Raw genomic sequence first — 18,084 nt, forward strand, 5'->3', positions numbered from 1 at the left:
CCGGGGGCCTCTGCCCCCGGGGATGCGTGGATGGTTGATTCAGTAAAGGCATACATCGTCCTCGCGATGCCCGTGATGGCGGGCAAAGGGCCGCGGCGCGACCAGCTGGGTGGCGGCGGGCGGACCCTATTGCTCCTGCGGCGTGGGCTGCGCGGAGTCGGCCGGCTGCACGCTGTTGTCGACGGTGATGGTGGCGTCGTTCTTGAGCTTCATCTGGCCGCTGGTGACCACCTCGGTGCCGGCGCTGATGCCCTTGAGGATCGCCACCTGGTCGCCACGGGTGTCGCCGGTGGTGACGAAGGCCTGCTTGACCGTCGGCGCATTCGGCTTGCCCTGTTCGTCCTTGCCCTTGGCCGGCTGCACCACGTAGACGGTGTCGCCATACGGGTTGTAGACGATCGCCGCCTGCGGCAGCGTGAGCTGCCGGCGCTGCTGGCCGACGTCCACGGTGAGCTTGGCGAACATGCCGGGGGTGAGCGTCTTGTCGTGGTTGGGCACGGTCGCTTCCACCTGCACGTTGCGCGTGCTGGTGTCGACCTTGGGGTTGATGGCGCTGAGCCGGCCCGAGAAGGTGCGGTCCGGCCAGGCATCCAGGTGCAGGCGTACCGCCTGGCCGACCTTCAGCCGGGCCAGTTCGCCCTGCGGCACGTTGAAGTCCACGAACAGCGGGTCGAGCTGCTGCACCGTCACCACCTGGGTGCCGGCGGCGAGGTAGTCCCCCGGGCTGATCGTGATGATGCCGGCGCGGCCGTCGAACGGCGCGTGCAGCTGCTTCTTCGCGATCACCACCTGCTGCTGCGCCACCGCGGCCAGGCGGGCCTTGTAGTCGGCCTGCGCGGTGTCGAAGTCGGCCTGGCTGATCGCCTGGGCCGCGAGCTGCTTGCGGGCGCGCTCGAGGGTCAGCTTCGCCAGCTGGGCATTGGCCTGCAGTTGCTGCAGCTGGGCCACTTCGTCGCCGTCGCGCAGCTGCACCAGCAGCTGGCCCTTCTTCACGTCCTGGCCGGACTTGAGGTGCACGTCGGTGACCAGCCCGGCCACCTCGGTGGCGAGGTCGGCGCCGTTGGCGGCACGCAGGCTGCCGACCGCATTGAGCGAGGGCTGCCAGTCCTGCTCGGCGGCCTTCACCGTGCTCACGGTGACCGGCCCCGGCTTGGGCATGGAGTGGATCATCCTGACCACCAGCAACACCTTGGCGCCGACGATCACGGCGATCAGGGCGAGCGTGCCCAGGATCACCCAGATCATCCGCTTGGCCGTGCTGGGCTTCTTGTCTGCGCGCGAGGTCATGCGCGAACTCCTTATCGGGAAACGTTGGAAGGGGAAGCGGTGGCCGCCATCGGCGCGGCGGCGTCACGGCGCCAGCCGCCGCCGAGCGCGGTGTACAGCGCGGCGGTGTCGGACAGGCGCGCGGCGCGCGCCTGGATCAGGGTGATGTGCGCCTGCTGGTAGCTGCGTTCGGCGTCGAGCAGGTTGAGGTAGTTGGTCGCGCCGATGCGGTACTGCTCACGGGTGAGCTCGAGCCGCTTCGACGCGGCCTGCTCGGCGGTGGCCTGGGCGGCCAGCGTCTGGGCGTCGTATTCCAGTGCCTGCAGCGCGTCGGCGACGTTCTGGAAGGCGGTCAGCACGGTCTGCTGCCAGTCGGCATCGGCCTTTTCCAGGCCGGCCTGCGCGGCGCGCTTCCGGTGCAGCAGCTCGCCGCCGTGGAACAGCGGCTGGGTCAGCCCCAGGCCCAGCGACCAGGCGCGGGTACCGGTGGAGAACAGGTCGCCGCCGCTGAGCGCCTGCGAGCCGACGCTGCCGGACAGGGTGACCTGCGGCAGCATGTTCGCCGTGGCCACGCCGACCTGGGCCGAGGCCGCATGCAGCAGGGCCGAGGCGGCGCGGATGTCGGGACGCTGGTCGACCAGCTGCGAGGGCAGGCTGACCGGGATGTCCTGCGGCAGGCGCACGTCGTCCAGAGTCAACGGCGCGGCATCGAACTGCGCCGGCGTGGTGCCGAGGTAGGTGGCGAGCCGGTTGCGCACGGCGGCGAGCTGGGCGCGCAGCGGCGGCAGCGTGGCCTCGGTGGCGGCCAGCTGCGCGCGCACGGCCAGCGTGTCGGACAGCGAGCGGGCGCCGATCTGCTGCTGCTGCTCGGCGATGTCCAGCGTCTTGCGCTGCCAGTCGACGATCTGCGCGGTGGCGCGTACCTGCTCGCGCAGCGAGGCCTCCTGCAGCGAGGCGGTGACCACGTTGCCGGCCAGGGTGAGGTAGGTGGAGTCCCGCTGCGCCTGCTGGTAGTCCGCCTGCGCCTGCTGGGCCTCGATGCCGCGGCGCACGCCGCCGAACAGGTCCAGCGTGTAGCCGACGCTGACCGAGGCGTTGTAAAGCGTGAACGGACCGACCCCGCCGGGCACGCCGGAGGTGGCGGCGGACTGCTTCTCGCGGGTGACGCCGGCCGCCGCATCGACCGACGGGAACAGCGCGCCGCCGGCGGCGCGGGCGTTCTCCTGCGCCTGGCGCAGGGCGGCCTGGGCCGAGGCGATCGTCGGACTGTGTGCGAGCGCCTGCTGCACGCGGCGGTCCAGCTCGGCGTTGCCGAACGTGGCCCACCAGCGCTCCGGTACGTCACGCCCGGCAAGGAAGCGCTGCGCATCGCCATCGGCCGCGTCGGCCATCGCGGTGGCCGCGGGCAGGGCATCGTGGGTAAAGCGGTCGACCGCGGGTGCATCGGGGCGCCGGTAGTCCGGACCTACCGCGCAGCCGGCGAGCCAGAGGGGGAGGGCCGCCAGCGCAAGAAATTGCAGGCTGCGGGCGAGCGGGCGGGACGCTGGCAGAGCGGGTTGACGGGACAAGATGGCTACCTGGAGTAGGGGCGAGAAGCGGGGCGGGACAATACCACACCAACCAGTTTAGATATGCGTGTCATCAGTCATGAAGCGAAAAATCTTGATTTCGTAGCCGACCGTGGCCGGGCGCCTTATGCCTGCACGGTGGTCTTGCGCAACAAGGCGACGAATCGTCGGTGCCGATTTCGACACCCGGGGCAGTGCGGCACCCGCCTTGGCTATGATCGCGGGCAGACCATGACGGAAACCCCCATGCGCCGATCGCCCACCGACCGTATCCCGGACGACCGCCACCGATCCGACGGAGCGACGCGATGATCTCCGCCGAGACCGTCATCACCTTCGCTACGCCGGTGTTCTTCGCGCTGATCGGGGTCGAGCTGTTGGTGGCGAAGCTGCGTGGCCGCCGAGCCTATCGTGGCAACGACGCGGTCACCAGCATCGGGCTGGGGGTGATCTCGCAGCTGGCCGGGGTGTTCCTCAAGGTGCTGACCGTGGGCGTGTACGCCTGGTGCGTGGAGCACGTGGCGTTGTTCGCGCTGCCGGCCGACGCCTGGTGGGTCTGGGTCAGTGGCCTGCTGCTGTATGACTTCCTCTACTACTGGCTGCATCGCATGGGGCACGAGGTGAACATCCTCTGGGCCGCCCACGTGGTGCATCACCAGAGCGAGGACTACAACCTCTCCACCGCGCTGCGCCAGACCGCCACCGGCGGCCTGCTGGGCTGGCTGTTCTACCTGCCGATGGCGCTGATCGGCTACCCGGTCAGCGTGTTCGTGGCCGTTGCGCTGATCGACCTGCTGTACCAGTTCTGGGTGCACACCGAGCAGGTCGGCAAGCTGGGCTGGTTCGACCGGGTGTTCTGCTCGCCGTCCAACCACCGCGCCCACCACGCAGTGAACGACCGCTACCTGGACCACAACTACGGCGGCATCCTGATCCTGTGGGACCGCCTGTTCGGCACCTTCGTCGAGGAAGACGACGTGGACCGGCCGGTGTACGGCACGCGGGCGCCGCTGCGCAGCTTCAATCCGCTGTGGGCGAACCTCGAGGTGTACTGGGCCACCTGGCAGGACGCGCGGCGTGCGACGCGCTGGCGCGACCGGCTGCAGATCTGGTTCCGGCCGCCGGGCTGGCGGCCGGCGGATGTGGTGGCGCGCTATCCGAAGCCGGCCTTCGACATCGGCCGCGAACGGTTCGACCCGCCGCTGTCGCGCGCACGCACCGCCTACGGCCTGGTGCAGTTCGCGCTGCTGCTGGGCATGACCACGCACTTCCTGGGGCTGGCCGCGCGGGCCGGGCTCGGCCTGCTGGTTGGCTACGCGCTGGTGATCGCGCTCAGCCTTACCGTGCTCGGTGCGTGGTGGGAAGGGCGGCCGGCGGCGGCGTGGCTGGAGGGGCTGCGCGTGCTCGCGCTGGCGCTCGCGCCGCTGCTGGTCGGCGGCTGGTTCGCGCTGCCGGGGACGCCGGTAGGGGTGGTGTTCGCGGCGGTGTTCGGGCTCAGCGCGGTGGCGCTGGCCTGGGTCTCGCGCGCCGGTGGCGATGCGTCCCACAAGCCTTTCGCCGGGCCGGCATGAGCTTCTAACGTTTGGCCGTATAGCCGTCTAAATAACTGATTTCGTTAGTCTTCCGTGAAGAAATTCGCGGAATGGGTTGCTATAGTCACCGGCTGTTGTGCGTCGGTATCAAGGGGATACATGATGGGTTTTCTTGCCAAGCTGGTGCGTCACAAGTCGATCGAGCAGCTGCAATCGGAGGCGGGCTCGCGCGGTGATTTCCGCCGCGTGCTGGGCCTGTGGCAGCTCACCGCGATCGGCGTGGGCGCGATCATCGGCGTGGGCGTGTTCGTGCTCGCCGGCCAACAGGCCGCGGCCAACGCCGGTCCCGCCGTGGTGCTCAGCTTCATCATCGCCGGCCTGGGCAGCGCCTGCGCCGCGCTGGCCTATGCCGAGTTCGCCGGGATGATCCCGGTCACCGGCAGCGCCTATACCTACGGCTACGCCGTGCTGGGCGAACTGTTCGCCTGGATCATCGGCTGGGATCTGCTGATCGAGTACGCGCTGATCGTCGGCGTGGTGGCGATCGGCTGGTCCGGCTACGTGCAGGCGCTGATCGAGCAGATCTTCGGCGTGCACCTGCCGGCGTGGGCGCAGGGCGCCTATGACCCGCACCATCCGGAGAATGGACACGTGTTCAACGTGATCGCCGCGGCGATCACCCTGCTGATCGCGTGGATGCTCACGGTGAAGACCGAGTGGGGCGCGCGCGCCAACACCGCCATCGTCACCATCAAGGTGATCGGCGTGGCGCTGGTGATCGGCGTGGGTGCGTTCTACGTCAACACCGCCAACTGGCATCCGTTCATCCCGCCGGCGGTGATCAAGGACGGTGTCAGCACGTTCGGCTGGGGTGGCGTGCTGGCCGCGTCCAGCGTGGTGTTCTTCGCCGTGTTCGGCTACGACACGCTGACCACCGCCGCCGAGGAGTCGAAGGATCCGCAGCGCGACCTGCCGCGTGCGGTGCTGTTGTCGCTGGCGGTGTCGATGGCGCTGTACCTGGCGGTGTCGCTGGTGCTCACCGGCATGGTGCCGTACACCGAGCTGGCCGGCGCCGCGCCGGTGGATGCCGCGTTCAAGGCGCTGGGCCTGCACTGGGTGCGCGCGATCATCTCGATCGCGGCGATCGCCGGCATCACCAGCGTGATGTTCGCCTTCATGCTCGGCGCGGCACGCATCTGGTTCGCGCTGTCGCGCGACGGCCTGCTGCCGAAGTGGTTCGCCCAGGTGCATCCGAAGTACGGCACGCCGGCGCGCCCGACGATGATCCTCGGCGTGTTCACCGCACTGGTCGCCGGCTTCCTGCCGATCGGCGAGGTGGCCGAGCTGGTCAACATCGGCACGCTGGCCGCCTTCATCATCATCTGCGGCTCGGTGCTGATCCTGCGCGTACGCCAGCCCAACGTGGAGCGTCGCTTCCGCACGCCGATGCTGTGGCTGGTGGCCCCGGCCGGCATGCTTTTCTCGCTGTTCCTGATCATCGGCTGGCCGTGGTTCGCCGATGGCAGGTTCCAGCTGCTCGGCGGCTTGCCGATGATCACCATCTGGCGCTTCATTGCCTGGATGGTGCTGGGCCTGGTCATCTACCTCGGCTACGGCATCCGCCACAGCGAGCTGGCCAAGTCGTAAGCCACGGGTCGCCTCGAGCGCCCATCCGCGCCCGCCACGCCGCAAGGCTGGCGGGCGCTTCGCTTTGCGGCGGTCATTCGCAGCATCGTGCGCCGGACGGTCCCCGTCCGCGATCCCGGTGTGACCAATGGCAGGGGGAGGGGTCGTGACCTTCGGCCTACCATCGAACGCTCGATCCACACCGACCCCGCGCCACAGGACGTGACGGGTTGCCGGCGTGGTTGTCGCCGGGGGAGCGGCCATCGCGGTCCCGGCATCTGTCCGGAGTGAATCCTGTGCGCCGTTCGCCTTGCCTTTCCCTGCTGTCCTCGGCCCTGCTGCTCGCCGTGGCCGTGCCGGTCGTCCATGCCTCCGAGCTGCCGGCACCGGTCGACCAGCCGTACCCGGGCACGCTCACCCTCGCGGTGGACCTGACCGGCGCACCGAAGAAGATCTTCCGCATCGCCGAGACCATCCCGGTCACGCCCGGCCCGCTCACGCTGTACTACCCGAAGTGGATCCCCGGCGAGCACGCGCCGTCCGGTCCGATCCAGAACGTCACCGGCCTGGTGATCAAGGCCAACGGCAAGCAGCTGGCGTGGCGCCGCGACCTGCGCGAGATGTACGCGGTGCACCTGGACGTGCCCGCAGGCGTGAGCCAGCTCGACCTGTCGTTCCAGTTCCTCTCGCCCGGCGATGGTGGCGAGTTCGGCGCCAGCGCCTCGTCCACGCCGAACCTGGTGGACATCGAGTTCAACCAGACCGCGTTCTACCCGGCCGGCCACTACACCCGCCAGATCACCATCGCGCCCAGCGTCACGCTGCCGGCCGGCTGGAAGTTCGGCACCGCGCTGGAGATCGCCAGCCAGTCCGGCGACACCACCACCTTCAAGCCGGTCACCTTCAACAACCTGGTCGACTCGCCGCTGATTGCCGGCAAGCACTTCAATCGCGTCGACCTGGATCCGGGCGCCAAGGTGCCGGTGCACCTCAACGTGGTCGGCGACGGTGCCGACGACGTCAAGCTCACCGACAAGCAACTGGCCGGCCAGCGCGCGGTGGTGCAGCAGACGCTGAAGCTGTTCGGCGCGCACCACTACGGCCACTACGATTTCCTGCTCACCCTGTCCGACCACACCGGCCACTTCGGCCTGGAGCACCACCAGTCCAGCGACGACCGCCTGCCGGCCAACTTCTTCACCGACGACACCATGCACAAGCTCGCGGCCAGCCTGATGCCGCACGAGTTCGTGCACTCGTGGAACGGCAAATTCCGCCGCCCGGCCGACCTGTGGACGCCGACCTTCATGGAGCCGATGCAGGACGACCTGCTGTGGGTCTACGAAGGCCTCACCGACTACTGGTGCGGCGTGCTGACCGCGCGTGCCGGGCTGTGGTCGCCGTCCGACTACCGCGACTCGATCGCCTCGATCGCCGCGGCCATGTCGCACCGCACCGGCCGCAGCTGGCGTTCGCTGCAGGACACCGCCGACGCCGCGCCGCTGACCTATTTCGGTGGCGGCGGCTGGATCAACTGGCGCCGCGGCACCGACTTCTATCCGGAAGGCCAGCTGCTGTGGCTGGACGTGGACACCAAGATCCGCGAGCTCTCCCACGGCAAGCATTCGCTGGATGATTTCGCCAAGGCCTTCTACGGCATGGACAACGGCAGCTACGTCACCCGGACCTACACCTTCGACGACGTGATCCACACGCTCAACCAGGTGCAGCCGTTCGACTGGGCTTCGTTCCTGCGCCAGCGGCTGGACTACGTCGGCACCGAACTGCCGGAGCACGGCATCGAGCGCAGCGGCTGGAAGCTGGTCTACACCGACCAGCCGAATGCGATGGACAAGGCGATGGAAAAGGTGCGCCACGGCGTCAACCTGGCCTACTCGATGGGCCTGTCGGTCGGTAGCAACGGTCGCATCTTCGACGTGCAGTGGGACGGTCCGGCGTTCAAGGCCGGCCTGGTGCCGGGCCTGACCGTGGTGGCGGTGAACGGCAAGGAGTTCTCCGCTGACGCGCTGAAGGACGCGGTCACCGCGGCCAAGGGCGGCACCGCACCGATCGAGTTGCTGGTGAAGAACGAGGACACCTACACCACCTATCGCGTGGACTACCACGGCGGCCTGAAGTACCCGCACCTGGTCCGCGGCACCGGCAAGGACCTGTTCGATGCCATCGCCGCGCCCCGCAAGTAATCGATTGGCCGCCGGCCCGGCGACGCGCCGGCGGCCGCTCCCTTCCCCGCATCGAGGAGATGCCCGCTTGAAGACCTCCGCTCTCGCCTCCGCCCTGCTGCTCGCCGGCCTCGGCTTCACCGCCGCTCCGGCCTATGCCGACAACGTGCCGCCGGTGCAGGACACACCCTACGCCCCCGGCACGCTGAGCATCCACGTCGATGCCACCAATGTCGCCCAGCGCATTTTCCGCGTGCAGGAAACCATCCCCGCCGCGGCTGGCCCGCTGACCCTGCTGTATCCGGAGTGGATCCCGGGCAACCACTCGCCGACCGGCCCGATCGACAAATTCGCCGGCCTCACCGTGAAGGCCAACGGCAAGGTCATCGAGTGGACGCGCGATCCGCTCAACGTCTACGCCTTCCATATCAACGTGCCGGAAGGCGCCAGCGCGGTGGACGTGGAGTTTCAGTTCCTGTCCTCGCAGGGCGGCCGCCAGGGTCGGGTGATGATGACCCCGGAGATGCTCAGCCTGCAGTGGGACAAGGTCTCGGTGTACCCGGCCGGCCACAACATCCGCCAGATCAACGCCCGCGCCAGTGTTACCCTGCCGGCGGGCTGGCAGGCCGCCACCGCGCTGCACGTGGCCTCCAAGAGTGGTGACACCATCAGCTACGAGCCGATCAGCTACAACGCGCTGGTCGACTCGCCGCTGCTTGCGGGCAAGTACTACAAGCAGTTCGAGCTCAACCCGGGCGCCAGCGTGCCGGTGCGCATGAACCTGTTCGCCGACGCGCCGAAGTACCTCGAGATCAAGCCCGACCAGATCAAGCCTTACCGCGAGCTGGTGCAGCAGATGTACAAGCTGTACGGCGCGCACCACTACAACCACTACGACTTCCTGGTCTCGCTCAGCGACAAGCTCGGCGGCATCGGCCTGGAGCACCACCGCTCCAGCGAGGACGGCGTCGGCGCCGACTACTTCACCGACACCAAGAAGAACATCTTCGACCGCGATCTGTTCTCGCATGAGTACAACCACTCCTGGGACGGCAAGTATCGCCGTGGCGCGGACCTGACCACGCCGAACTTCAACGTGCCGATGAGCGACACCCTGCTGTGGGTGTACGAGGGCCAGACCCAGTTCTGGGGCTACGTGATGGCCGCGCGCGCCGGCCTGTGGACGCCGGAGCAGGCCCGCGACATCTGGGCCTACGCCGCCGCCACCTACGACAAGGGCCGCCCGGGCCTGGCCACCTGGCGCAACGTGCAGGACACCACCAACGACCCGACCATCGCCCAGCGCGCGCCGCTGCCGTACCGCAACTACCAGGCCAGCGAGGACTACTACGTTGCCGGCGCGATGATCTGGCTGGACGTCGACGCCAAGCTGCGTGAGCTCAGCGGCGGCAAGGACAGCATCGACAGCTTCGCCAAGGCCTTCTTCGGCATGAACAACGGCGACTGGAAGGTGAATACCTACACCTTCGACGACGTGGTCAAGACGCTCAACGGCATCAAGCCGTACGACTGGGCCAGCTTCCTGCGCAGCCGCCTGGATGGCCACGGTCCGCTGATCGGCGGCCTCGAGAAGCACGGTTGGAAGCTGGTCTACACCGACCAGCCGTCCGACGCCGCCAAGGCGATCGAGGCGCGCCGCCACACCGTCGACCTGACCTACTCGCTGGGCCTGTCGGTCGGCAAGGACGGCTCGATCAACGACGTGCTGTGGGACGGCCCGGCGTTCAAGGCCGGCATCGGCCCGTCGATGAAGATCGTCGCGGTGGACGGCAACGAGTATTCCGCCGATGCGATGAAGGACGCGATCGGCGCTTCGGCCAAGGACAAGTCCAAGCCGGTCGAGCTGCTGATCAAGGAGTTCGACAGCTACCGCACCGTGCGCATCGACTACCACGACGGCATGAAGTACCCGCACCTGGTGCGCGACACCAGCAAGCCGGACACGCTCAGCCAGCTGTTCAAGGCCCGCTGATCCACGACGCCCCGCCGTTCGGCGGGGCAGGAGCGGAACCGGCGCCCGCGGGCGCCGGTTCCGTTTCCGGCCGATCACGGCATGGATCGCGCCATGCCGTGCAACTTCGCTATACTGCGCGTCCGCCGCGGCCCAGCCCGCGGCGCGCATCCCAGAAGCGCCCGTAGCTCAGCCGGATAGAGTAGTGGCTTCCGAAGCCATTGGTCGGGGGTTCGAATCCCTCCGGGCGCGCCATCTGCCATGGGTCATCGCCTCGCCGGCTGCGGCTGGAACGCAATGATCCGGAAGCGGCGGAAAGCCGCATTCCAGATAGCCTCACAGGCCCTGTCGAGATCCTCGGTGGGGCCTTTTTGCTTGGGTGGTTTGCGTCCGAAAGGCGCCGAATGACCCATGGCGTACGGGACAAACCTGAACCTCAAAAAGAGTCCGGGACAAATCCGGGACAGTCCCGGGCGGGACCTGACGATAGGTACACCGATGACGACCTATGGCACACGGGACGTTTCTCCGATGCTGTCCCGACGTGCCTGAGGATATCGACCTCGATCAGGTTATCGGGCATAAGTGCTGCTCAGAAAGCCAACTGGCGCCCTTTGGGTACGGGCCCGCTGCGGTGGCAGCTGAGCTGATCCATAAAGCCAAGTACAGCACCAATCATGCGGTGGATGTCAGCCACCGGATTGAGCGGGCCGCCGAAAAGGCGTTGGACGAGTCTAGGGATGATCTGCTCCTAGTGCTCAGTTTGTAGGACTGGTGTCTGGCTCCTGCGCTCGGGAACTGCAGTCGGCAGTGCCGAATAGGCTGCAGCCCGGACCGTATCCCAGCACTCAGGCTTCTTAGCCCACTCAGACACCATCCGGCCGTTGGCGCTCTGATGCAACACAGCATTCACCTGCACGGCAAGAGCACGCAATGCATCCTTAAGAGGTTCCGAAATATCCTGTTGTAACCAAATTCGGTCTAGGTCGATCTCGCTACCGTGCCTGTGCGCCAACACTGATATGAGATAGGTTGCTACGTTGCCTTGGAAGGCGGGGAACATGGGGCGAACCAGTGATTGAACCCTGCGATAGATGATGGCTTTGGCGACCATCTGTTTGAACGCGCGAACGTCAGGCATCAAAAGCTCTCCTTGCTGCTCCTTTTCTTTGAGATCGTCCGTGAATTCAGTGAAATTCTTCTGGGCGCCGAGGCTAACTACATGGGGCTTTCCTGCCCATGTATTGAGATACTTCGCGAGGTCCGTCTTCGTAATACGCCTTGACGGCGGGATGACGACAGTCTTGAGCTGGCGGTACCGGGCAGGTGTTGCGCCCTCGCGCGCCAGCGTCGTCGCGTAGCTTCCAGCCGCCCGTTCGTAGAACCAACGCCCAACACCGTCGGGACAGTATGTCGTTGTAGCGAGCTTCTCGATCTCAATATGGAAAGGTGTGTTGGCCGAAAGGTCGGACTGGCGAACGGCGTTCTGGCTGTTGGCGTAGCGAGAGATATCAGCGATCAGCGTCTCCTCCGTGGCAGCGTTATCCGACTTCAGGATGATGACCTTGGCTGGTACCCTCACTTTCGCCAAGTCAATGCCCGCATGCTTCTTGGCAGTGAAATAGATCGAAGCTGTCGTTTGACCGCCGTTGACGATCTGCATGCCTTTGAGCCAAGCCAATCCATGGCTCCCATCCTGAGTGCGCGCCAGGTTGGCTTCATCTGCGACGATTACGATGCCATTGTTGTATGCCATGAAGCGGTCAGGGGCGGTCCGTAGCGTATCGCGGATTCCGCGGTTCACCTTGCCAGAGGCGCTCAGGAATGAGCGAACGTTGGCTTCCAGCAGGCGGGCGCCGAACTTCTCGTAGATAAACCGGAGTGTCTCTCCCGGAATAGCGGTGAGTGCGTAGTCGTAGTCCGCCTCACCTGGCACGTAGACGCAGGGGATGGCGCTACCCGACACATCAATAAAATTTACGACAAGCTCATCGCGAGGCTTTCCTTCGGACCAATGCCGATGCAAACGTTCAATGTCCATGACCTCGAGCTTCACTGTCTTTCCCTGTATCTCGCGCGCCTTGAAGTTCTTTGACTTCGCCACGGCGTCGGTCAGTACATAGACGCGGATCTGGTCGAGCTTGGTGTAAGTTTTTTGGATCGTGACGGCTAGCTCGTATACCTCGCTGGAGGGATCAATCGCCGATGCCAGCTTTCCCTCTGCGCACTTGGCGAGAAACCGCAGACATTGCTCGGCGGCAGTCTTTGCCTCACTGTCTGGGATTGATTGCACTGTGTCTTTACCGTGGTACAGACACACGAAGAGGTCTAGCTGGTCGCCATCTTCGGAAACGGCGTAGCCACTGATCTTGACGTTGGCGCTGCCTGCCTTGGCCGTGTAGTGACAGACCTGAGGTTCGAAGGTCATGCCGATCTCAGCCATGTGCGCCATGACGATCTCTGCAAAAACGGATTCGTCATAGGGGTACGGTGACGCCGCTGAGCTAAGACGATCGGCGATTTCTGCCTGCACGTCCGCCCGGGTCTGGGCTAGAAAATCTTTCAGATCCATGTATCAACAGACTCCGAGTGTCTTGAGGACCGTTGCCAGATCAGCACGATCCTTGGAAATTGCGTCCAGATCGAGCTCGTAGCGCGCGCTCCGAACTTCAGACGGAACGTTGGTTGGCACAAGGCGCGGGGTATCCTCTTGAACTGCGAGGTAGTTCATCCCAACAACAGCAAAGCGACGGACATAACGACTGGCCGACTCCTTTCGATATCCCGACCGCGCCAGCCGAACTTCGAATGTCGTTGCGGCAGACGTATCTGGCTCCAGATCGCAACGAATATCTGCAACAGCATCGGGCAGCGTCAGGCCAGCACTGGTTTGCACCAGACGCACTGCCGCTACATAGAGGGGGCGGATCACAGACGTGTCGAGCTGTTCGAGACTCCCGATCCGCGCAATGAACGGACCACCGGCCGCGGTTGTCTTCACCTCAATGGCGCCGGGCGGAAAGGCAAAGTCCTGCAGACCGTCAAGCGGACCGACCCATGCGTCTGCGACAATGTGGCAAGGAAGGTGGTGCAGTAGAGCGCGAAGCACGCAAAGCTCACCGAAAAGGCCGATCTCCTCGTCCGGCGACAAGACCCCATCGCCCGCGCGCCGCATAAATTCCTGCCAAGCGATAACACGAGCGAGCACGGCTGCCACAAGTCCGTCAGCTCCGCTGCTCTCCCCGTCTCGTAAGACCCCTAGGATGTCGGCGGCCATCATCTCGAAAAATCCTTGGTCGGCACCAGCCTCCCGATAAAGGGCGAGCCATGACCGGCCAGCCTCATCTGGGATATCAGCGCGGGCAACAGTGAAGCCTCTCCCCTTGGGGAGCTGGGCGTCGGGTGGAACCCTCGCCCCGTTTACGCCGACGAGAATCGCCTCAAGGTTTTCGGGAAGCCTTCGCCCAGCACGGAGCACGTAACAGCTGCCCTGCTCAACACGTATAGAGCGCCAGCCAGCCTGCTCAGCCTGGCCGTCCAAAGCGCGCCAAGCTGCGGCGAGCTGGTCCAACTCACTCCGAGGGAACATATTCCTGCTCCCAGAGGACGTTATTCACCTTGTACTCGACTTTCATAACCGAACCGCTTCCTGGGAAGCTGATGCCGAAAGCAACCACTGGGATGTCGCTTTCAAGTTCGACCTTCGCCCCCGCGGGATCAAGTACATAGAGCATCAGCAAGCCTCGCTCGGGATGCGCCGTTACATTGGCGGCCCCGTGACCGCGCACCTGGCGAATGGCAGGTCCCGAAGGCTGTGTCGGCTCCTTGACCGTTGCCGAGCCCTGAGTGTCAGGCTTGCGAGCCAGCTTCGTCAGCGCCAGTGCAGCCTCCCATTGGTCGATATCAAGATCGATCGATTCATCCTTGGGATCGAGCAATACGCCAATCGCGTAGCGGTCAGAAAGCTCGGGATTGCCCGCACGCGTTGCCATGTTCACCGTTACGCCTTCTGCGAGTTGACATGGCTTCCCGGTCTGGAGGCCTATCAGGGCAACAGTCCACTCAGTCAGCTCCCCTCCTAAAGACATCGCGCGGATGAACTCGGAAAGCATTACGCTGTTGACTCGATGTGAATCGGGGTGCGTTCTGAACCCGTACATGAAGTCAGCCACGTCGCCACCGGAGACCTTTTTCCAAAGGTAGCCCGTCCACTTCTGCACTTCTGAGCCCCGCCTGCGCTCCGGATCGGTTTCGTCCGGCGTCCCCAGAGAAGAGATGAAGCGCTTTGTCGCATCAAGGTTGTGAATGAGCTCTCTGGAACGGCGGAAGAGGGAAACTGACTGCAAAAGCTGCCCGCTGTAAGAGATCATTAGACTCTTCGCAGCGCGCATCTTTACCTGCGAAGTGACCATAAGAATAGAATGAGACTGGACCTTGAGCCCGTATTCGCGGGGTGTCGCGCCGGAGCTGGCCATGAAGTCAAACTCTTCGCGAAGCTCGGCGGCCGCGTCCGTTATGTGGCCAAACCATTTAACGAGTTCCGACGTGGTGTAGAGCCGACAGAGGTCCAAGTACCCTGGACGGTATCCGAACCAGCGACCCATCTGCATCAACGTGTCGTACATTCTGGATGCACGCAAAAAGTAGCTCGTGCACAGGCCCTCGAGTGTTAGTCCACGTGCGAGCTTGTCTCCGCCGATGGCGATGACTTTGAGGCCCTTTGCTTCATTCTCTGCGTAATCGAGGACGTCCTTTGCAGTCCCGTTGATGGTACGAACCTCAATGTCTTGCAGCACCTCAGGGAGTGCAGTCACGAGCTCGTCCCACGTAGAGTCCTCGCCGGCAGAGATCAGACCTTGCTCCCGAAGCTGAGCGGTCGTTGGGAGAAAGTCAGTTATCCATAGATGTTTCAGGCGATTGAGTATGGGCTGGTCGTCTATCTGGCGGATCAGCCTTTGCTTCAGATGGCGAACGTACTCATCGATCTGGGCATGAACCTCATTCTGGACCAGGGTGAAGCGGGTTACGTGAACTAGCATTGAGCTGTGCTCGCGAGCTTGGCCCCGCAGTACACGGGCGGCACATGCGAGAACGAAGGACTCAATGGCTTCCCGAAGACTAGGTGGCAAGCTCTCCTCGGCGCTCCATCGCGGCACATGGCCATTCGAATGCTTTTGCGGCATCCATCCGGACTCCCCATCAGCCTTGATGTAGTCGCTGACTTCATGGACAAGGGGAAGCGCGGACTGACGATTCTGCGCTGAAGCTGTCCCAAACAACGTAGCAGGACCGACATAGTTTGAAGGCGCGGCAAGGTTGTGAATGAAGGCTGCCGGGAACAGGTCGGGCCCTTCCTGACGGGTCTCGCCGCGCTCGTGGATGAAGATGTTGGCGAATGGTGTAGCGGTATAGCCAACGTATGCCGAACGAGAGAACGAATGCAGGATTCGACGTATCAGCTTGTTGATGACGGTTGGATTGTGCTCGTCGTCGGGCTTGCCTGTATCGGGATCGAAATCCTGCTCTTGGGTGTCGACGGAAGCATGGTCCGCCTCATCATCGATGATCAGAAGCGGAAGCTTTGTGACCACCTTCCTCACGCGCGGAAGCGGGTCATTATCGGCAGCAGCATCGTCGTCCGGACGTTGTGTGTCTGCGACATGGTTCTGGATCCAGCGTAACAGCTCACTAAGGACCGATTTGTTCTTCTTGACCACGAACAGCCAGGGCCGTTGCTCAGGCGAGATGGCGAGATGCTTAGCTACCTTCTTTCCGAAATCGCCCGTATTCAGACGCGTGGTGGCGCAGTTCGGAAAGATGGCCTGGTCGGTATCAATTTCCCCCACGCCGACCGGACGCAGCGGGTCGCGGACACTCGTGTCGTATCCGAGAAACCCTTCTTCTAGGCGAATCTGCGTCTGGGAGCGGAGGTTGTTGTGCAATCCCGCTAGGACGATGATCACCTTGTACTGGGCATCGGCGGCCTTGCAGACCAACCCGGTGTAGTGGCCTGTTTTGCCGGACTGCACGTGACCAACGACCAAGCCGCGCCTGTCCCATGGCCCTTGCCGACAAGGGTCCTCGAGCATCCCAAGAACTTTGTCCGTAGATGTATCAAGCGCGTCGACAGCCTTCCAAGACAACTTCTTCTCAAGAAGTTCCCTGTAGCGCTGCCAATAGAGCCAGTCACGCTTGCGCGCGGCATCAAGCCAAGCGACATGGCCGGCGTCGCTGACCATGGTCACGTCCTCTCCCACCCAGAGACTGAAGCGCCGGATAAGTTCGTCGGTGACCGCGTTTCGATCGAGCCCCTCACCCCACTTCGGATTCATCGCTAGAACGACGTCGATCTTCTTCCCGATGAGGGCAGGTGTGATGGCTGATTTCTGGTCCTCGTCCATGAGCAGTTCCTGCACGAACTTGACGATTCGGACCTCGGTAGCGTTCAGCACGTTCCATTTTCTCCTTGATCCGCTGCCATGTCCGGCAGTGCATTGACTAGCTCGGGATGGAGGTTGAAAGGTTCAGTCTGCAGAAGCTGCTTTCGGGCCCTATCTGGCGACATTCCCTTCCGGTTCACCATGTTCCGGTAAAGAACCTCCAGTACCTTCTGGACCTCAGCTGGAGGCTGGTCAGCAAAGCCCGTTCGTGGAGTCTCTGATTTCTCTACTGTGTCAAGCCAGATTCGCTGTACGGGAATCGTCTCTTCCAGCACCCGGAGCATCGCTTCAATACTCGTACCCAGCGCGCCGGCCTCTTCCATCACGGCTCTCACAGCCGGGTGTGCTCGGTAGACGCGATATCGGACGCCGCCCGGAAAGTGGTCAGCCTGCCATGCCTGGGCAACCGGCTCGTTCTGTCCACGCCGGATAGGCTGGCCTCGGTGGGCGAAGACGCGTCTGGCCCGCTCCCTAATGTCCTCGGCGAGCCGGACAACACCCTCCCGGACCGAGACCGGCGGCCTCGCGGTCGATTTACGGATGTCGATTTTCCATTCTGCGTCGGCACTATTAGGGATGTCGAGACAGATACGCGCTAGCCGATACGGCTCTTCCTTCGTCCACGGGCGCCCTCGCCCCAATCCAAGCCAGCTTCCCGCAAGCAGAAGGCGACGGTTCCGATACACATAGAAGCCCTGCTGAGCGGTCCAGCCGTCTGGACCCGCCGCGAGTTCGAACTGCTTGCTATCAAGCTTGTCCTTGTGGGGCAGGACATATCCCTGAAGAACGATAGGCCCGTGGGCACTGCTGAGTCTGACGATCGGCGAAGCCCAAGTAGCTGGGTGGGTGCTCAGAAACGGATCCCAAGGGCTGATCGGCGTGCCGTTGATCGTGATCTGCAAGCGCTCGGCAGAGCCGTCAAGGTAGCGGTGAAACACCATGGCAAGGTGACGCTCCACCCTATCAATGAGATCAAGAAAATCTTGCTTGGTCGTGCCTCGGGTCACGACACGGTCAAGCACCTCCCAAAGCACGAGTGTTCCTGTGGGCTTACGGTCTGGGGCAGTGATGCGTGATTCGGAACCAGGAGTACACCCTTCCAGCAGATCCCAGCCGCCATCGGCCTCAGCAGCGAGTGCATCGAGATCCCAGCGCAGACAACTTGATTCGGTGTGTGTCCAACTGGCAACGGTCAGACGCCGACATTGAGAGAAAGAGGCTGTCTTCAGACCTAGGCCGAATCGCCCGAGATCGCTTTCCGCGCGCACGTGCAGGGGGTTCCGGTCACCAAGTCGCATCGCACTCTCGAGATCCGCATCTCCCATTCCGCTTCCATCATCGAGAACCGATACCCAGCTGTCGTGCCCTGCCCAGCCGAAAACCACGTCGACGTGACGTGCACCGGCTGAGATGCTGTTGTCGATGATGTCCGCCAGAGCGGTTCCCGTCGTATATCCCAGGCCGCGCAGCGCCTCGATCATGGCGCTGGCACGCGGG

Annotated in this window: 10 protein-coding genes and 1 tRNA gene; 5 read left to right on the plus strand and 6 right to left on the minus strand. The window is 64.1% G+C overall.

The features are described from left to right. Positions 1–126: 126 nt before the first annotated feature. Positions 127–1,287 carry an efflux RND transporter periplasmic adaptor subunit gene (locus ATSB10_RS15380; RefSeq protein WP_063673620.1) on the minus strand — a complete coding sequence of 387 codons (1,161 nt, stop codon included), beginning with the start codon at positions 1,285–1,287 and terminating at the stop codon, positions 127–129. An 11-nt stretch (positions 1,288–1,298) separates the two neighbouring features. Continuing rightward, positions 1,299–2,834: an efflux transporter outer membrane subunit gene (locus ATSB10_RS15385; RefSeq protein WP_063673621.1), complete on the minus strand. Its 1,536-nt coding sequence runs from the start codon at positions 2,832–2,834 to the stop codon at positions 1,299–1,301. 308 nt (positions 2,835–3,142) lie between these two features. Here ATSB10_RS15385 and ATSB10_RS15390 point away from each other — a divergent pair, with 308 nt between their 5' ends. The 5 genes from ATSB10_RS15390 to ATSB10_RS15410 all read left to right on the plus strand — a co-directional run bounded on the left by ATSB10_RS15390 (position 3,143) and on the right by ATSB10_RS15410 (position 10,402). Continuing rightward, positions 3,143–4,405 (plus strand): sterol desaturase family protein, encoded by a 1,263-nt coding sequence (locus ATSB10_RS15390; RefSeq protein WP_063673622.1) that lies wholly within the window; start codon positions 3,143–3,145, stop codon positions 4,403–4,405. Between the two features lie 123 nt (positions 4,406–4,528). Beyond that, positions 4,529–6,013 carry an amino acid permease gene (locus ATSB10_RS15395; protein WP_063673623.1) on the plus strand — a complete coding sequence of 495 codons (1,485 nt, stop codon included), beginning with the start codon at positions 4,529–4,531 and terminating at the stop codon, positions 6,011–6,013. Positions 6,014–6,288: 275 nt separating this feature from the next. After that, positions 6,289–8,196, plus strand: coding sequence for a M61 family metallopeptidase (locus ATSB10_RS15400; RefSeq protein WP_063673624.1), 1,908 nt, complete (start codon positions 6,289–6,291; stop codon positions 8,194–8,196). Positions 8,197–8,263: 67 nt separating this feature from the next. Further along, positions 8,264–10,168 carry a M61 family metallopeptidase gene (locus ATSB10_RS15405; protein WP_063673625.1) on the plus strand — a complete coding sequence of 635 codons (1,905 nt, stop codon included), beginning with the start codon at positions 8,264–8,266 and terminating at the stop codon, positions 10,166–10,168. A 157-nt stretch (positions 10,169–10,325) separates the two neighbouring features. Beyond that, positions 10,326–10,402: transfer RNA gene (locus tag ATSB10_RS15410), tRNA-Arg, on the plus strand. Between the two features lie 496 nt (positions 10,403–10,898). Here the strand turns inward: ATSB10_RS15410 and mzaE are convergent. The 4 genes from mzaE to mzaB are packed head-to-tail and all read right to left on the minus strand — an operon-like array spanning position 10,899 to position 18,068. Then, positions 10,899–12,719 carry an MZA anti-phage system associated AIPR family protein MzaE gene (gene mzaE, locus ATSB10_RS15420; protein ID WP_063673627.1) on the minus strand — a complete coding sequence of 607 codons (1,821 nt, stop codon included), beginning with the start codon at positions 12,717–12,719 and terminating at the stop codon, positions 10,899–10,901. Positions 12,720–12,722: 3 nt separating this feature from the next. Next, a complete protein-coding gene (mzaD, locus tag ATSB10_RS15425) occupies positions 12,723–13,718 on the minus strand; it encodes an MZA anti-phage system associated PD-(D/E)XK motif protein MzaD (protein WP_169816724.1) in 996 nt (331 codons plus the stop codon). A gap of 1 nt (position 13,719) precedes the next feature. Beyond that, positions 13,720–16,599: an MZA anti-phage system associated Z1 domain-containing protein MzaC gene (gene mzaC / locus ATSB10_RS15430; protein WP_205631063.1), complete on the minus strand. Its 2,880-nt coding sequence runs from the start codon at positions 16,597–16,599 to the stop codon at positions 13,720–13,722. Beyond that, the gene (mzaB, locus tag ATSB10_RS15435; protein ID WP_063673629.1) at positions 16,593–18,068 is read right to left on the minus strand and encodes an MZA anti-phage system associated ATPase MzaB; all 1,476 of its coding nucleotides are present in this window, start codon (positions 18,066–18,068) and stop codon (positions 16,593–16,595) included. The genes mzaC and mzaB overlap by 7 nt, the downstream gene beginning before the upstream one ends. Between the last annotated feature and the right edge of the window lie 16 nt (positions 18,069–18,084).

Origin of the sequence: Dyella thiooxydans, from assembly GCF_001641285.1 — a bacterium.
Lineage (GTDB): Bacteria > Pseudomonadota > Gammaproteobacteria > Xanthomonadales > Rhodanobacteraceae > Dyella_A > Dyella_A thiooxydans.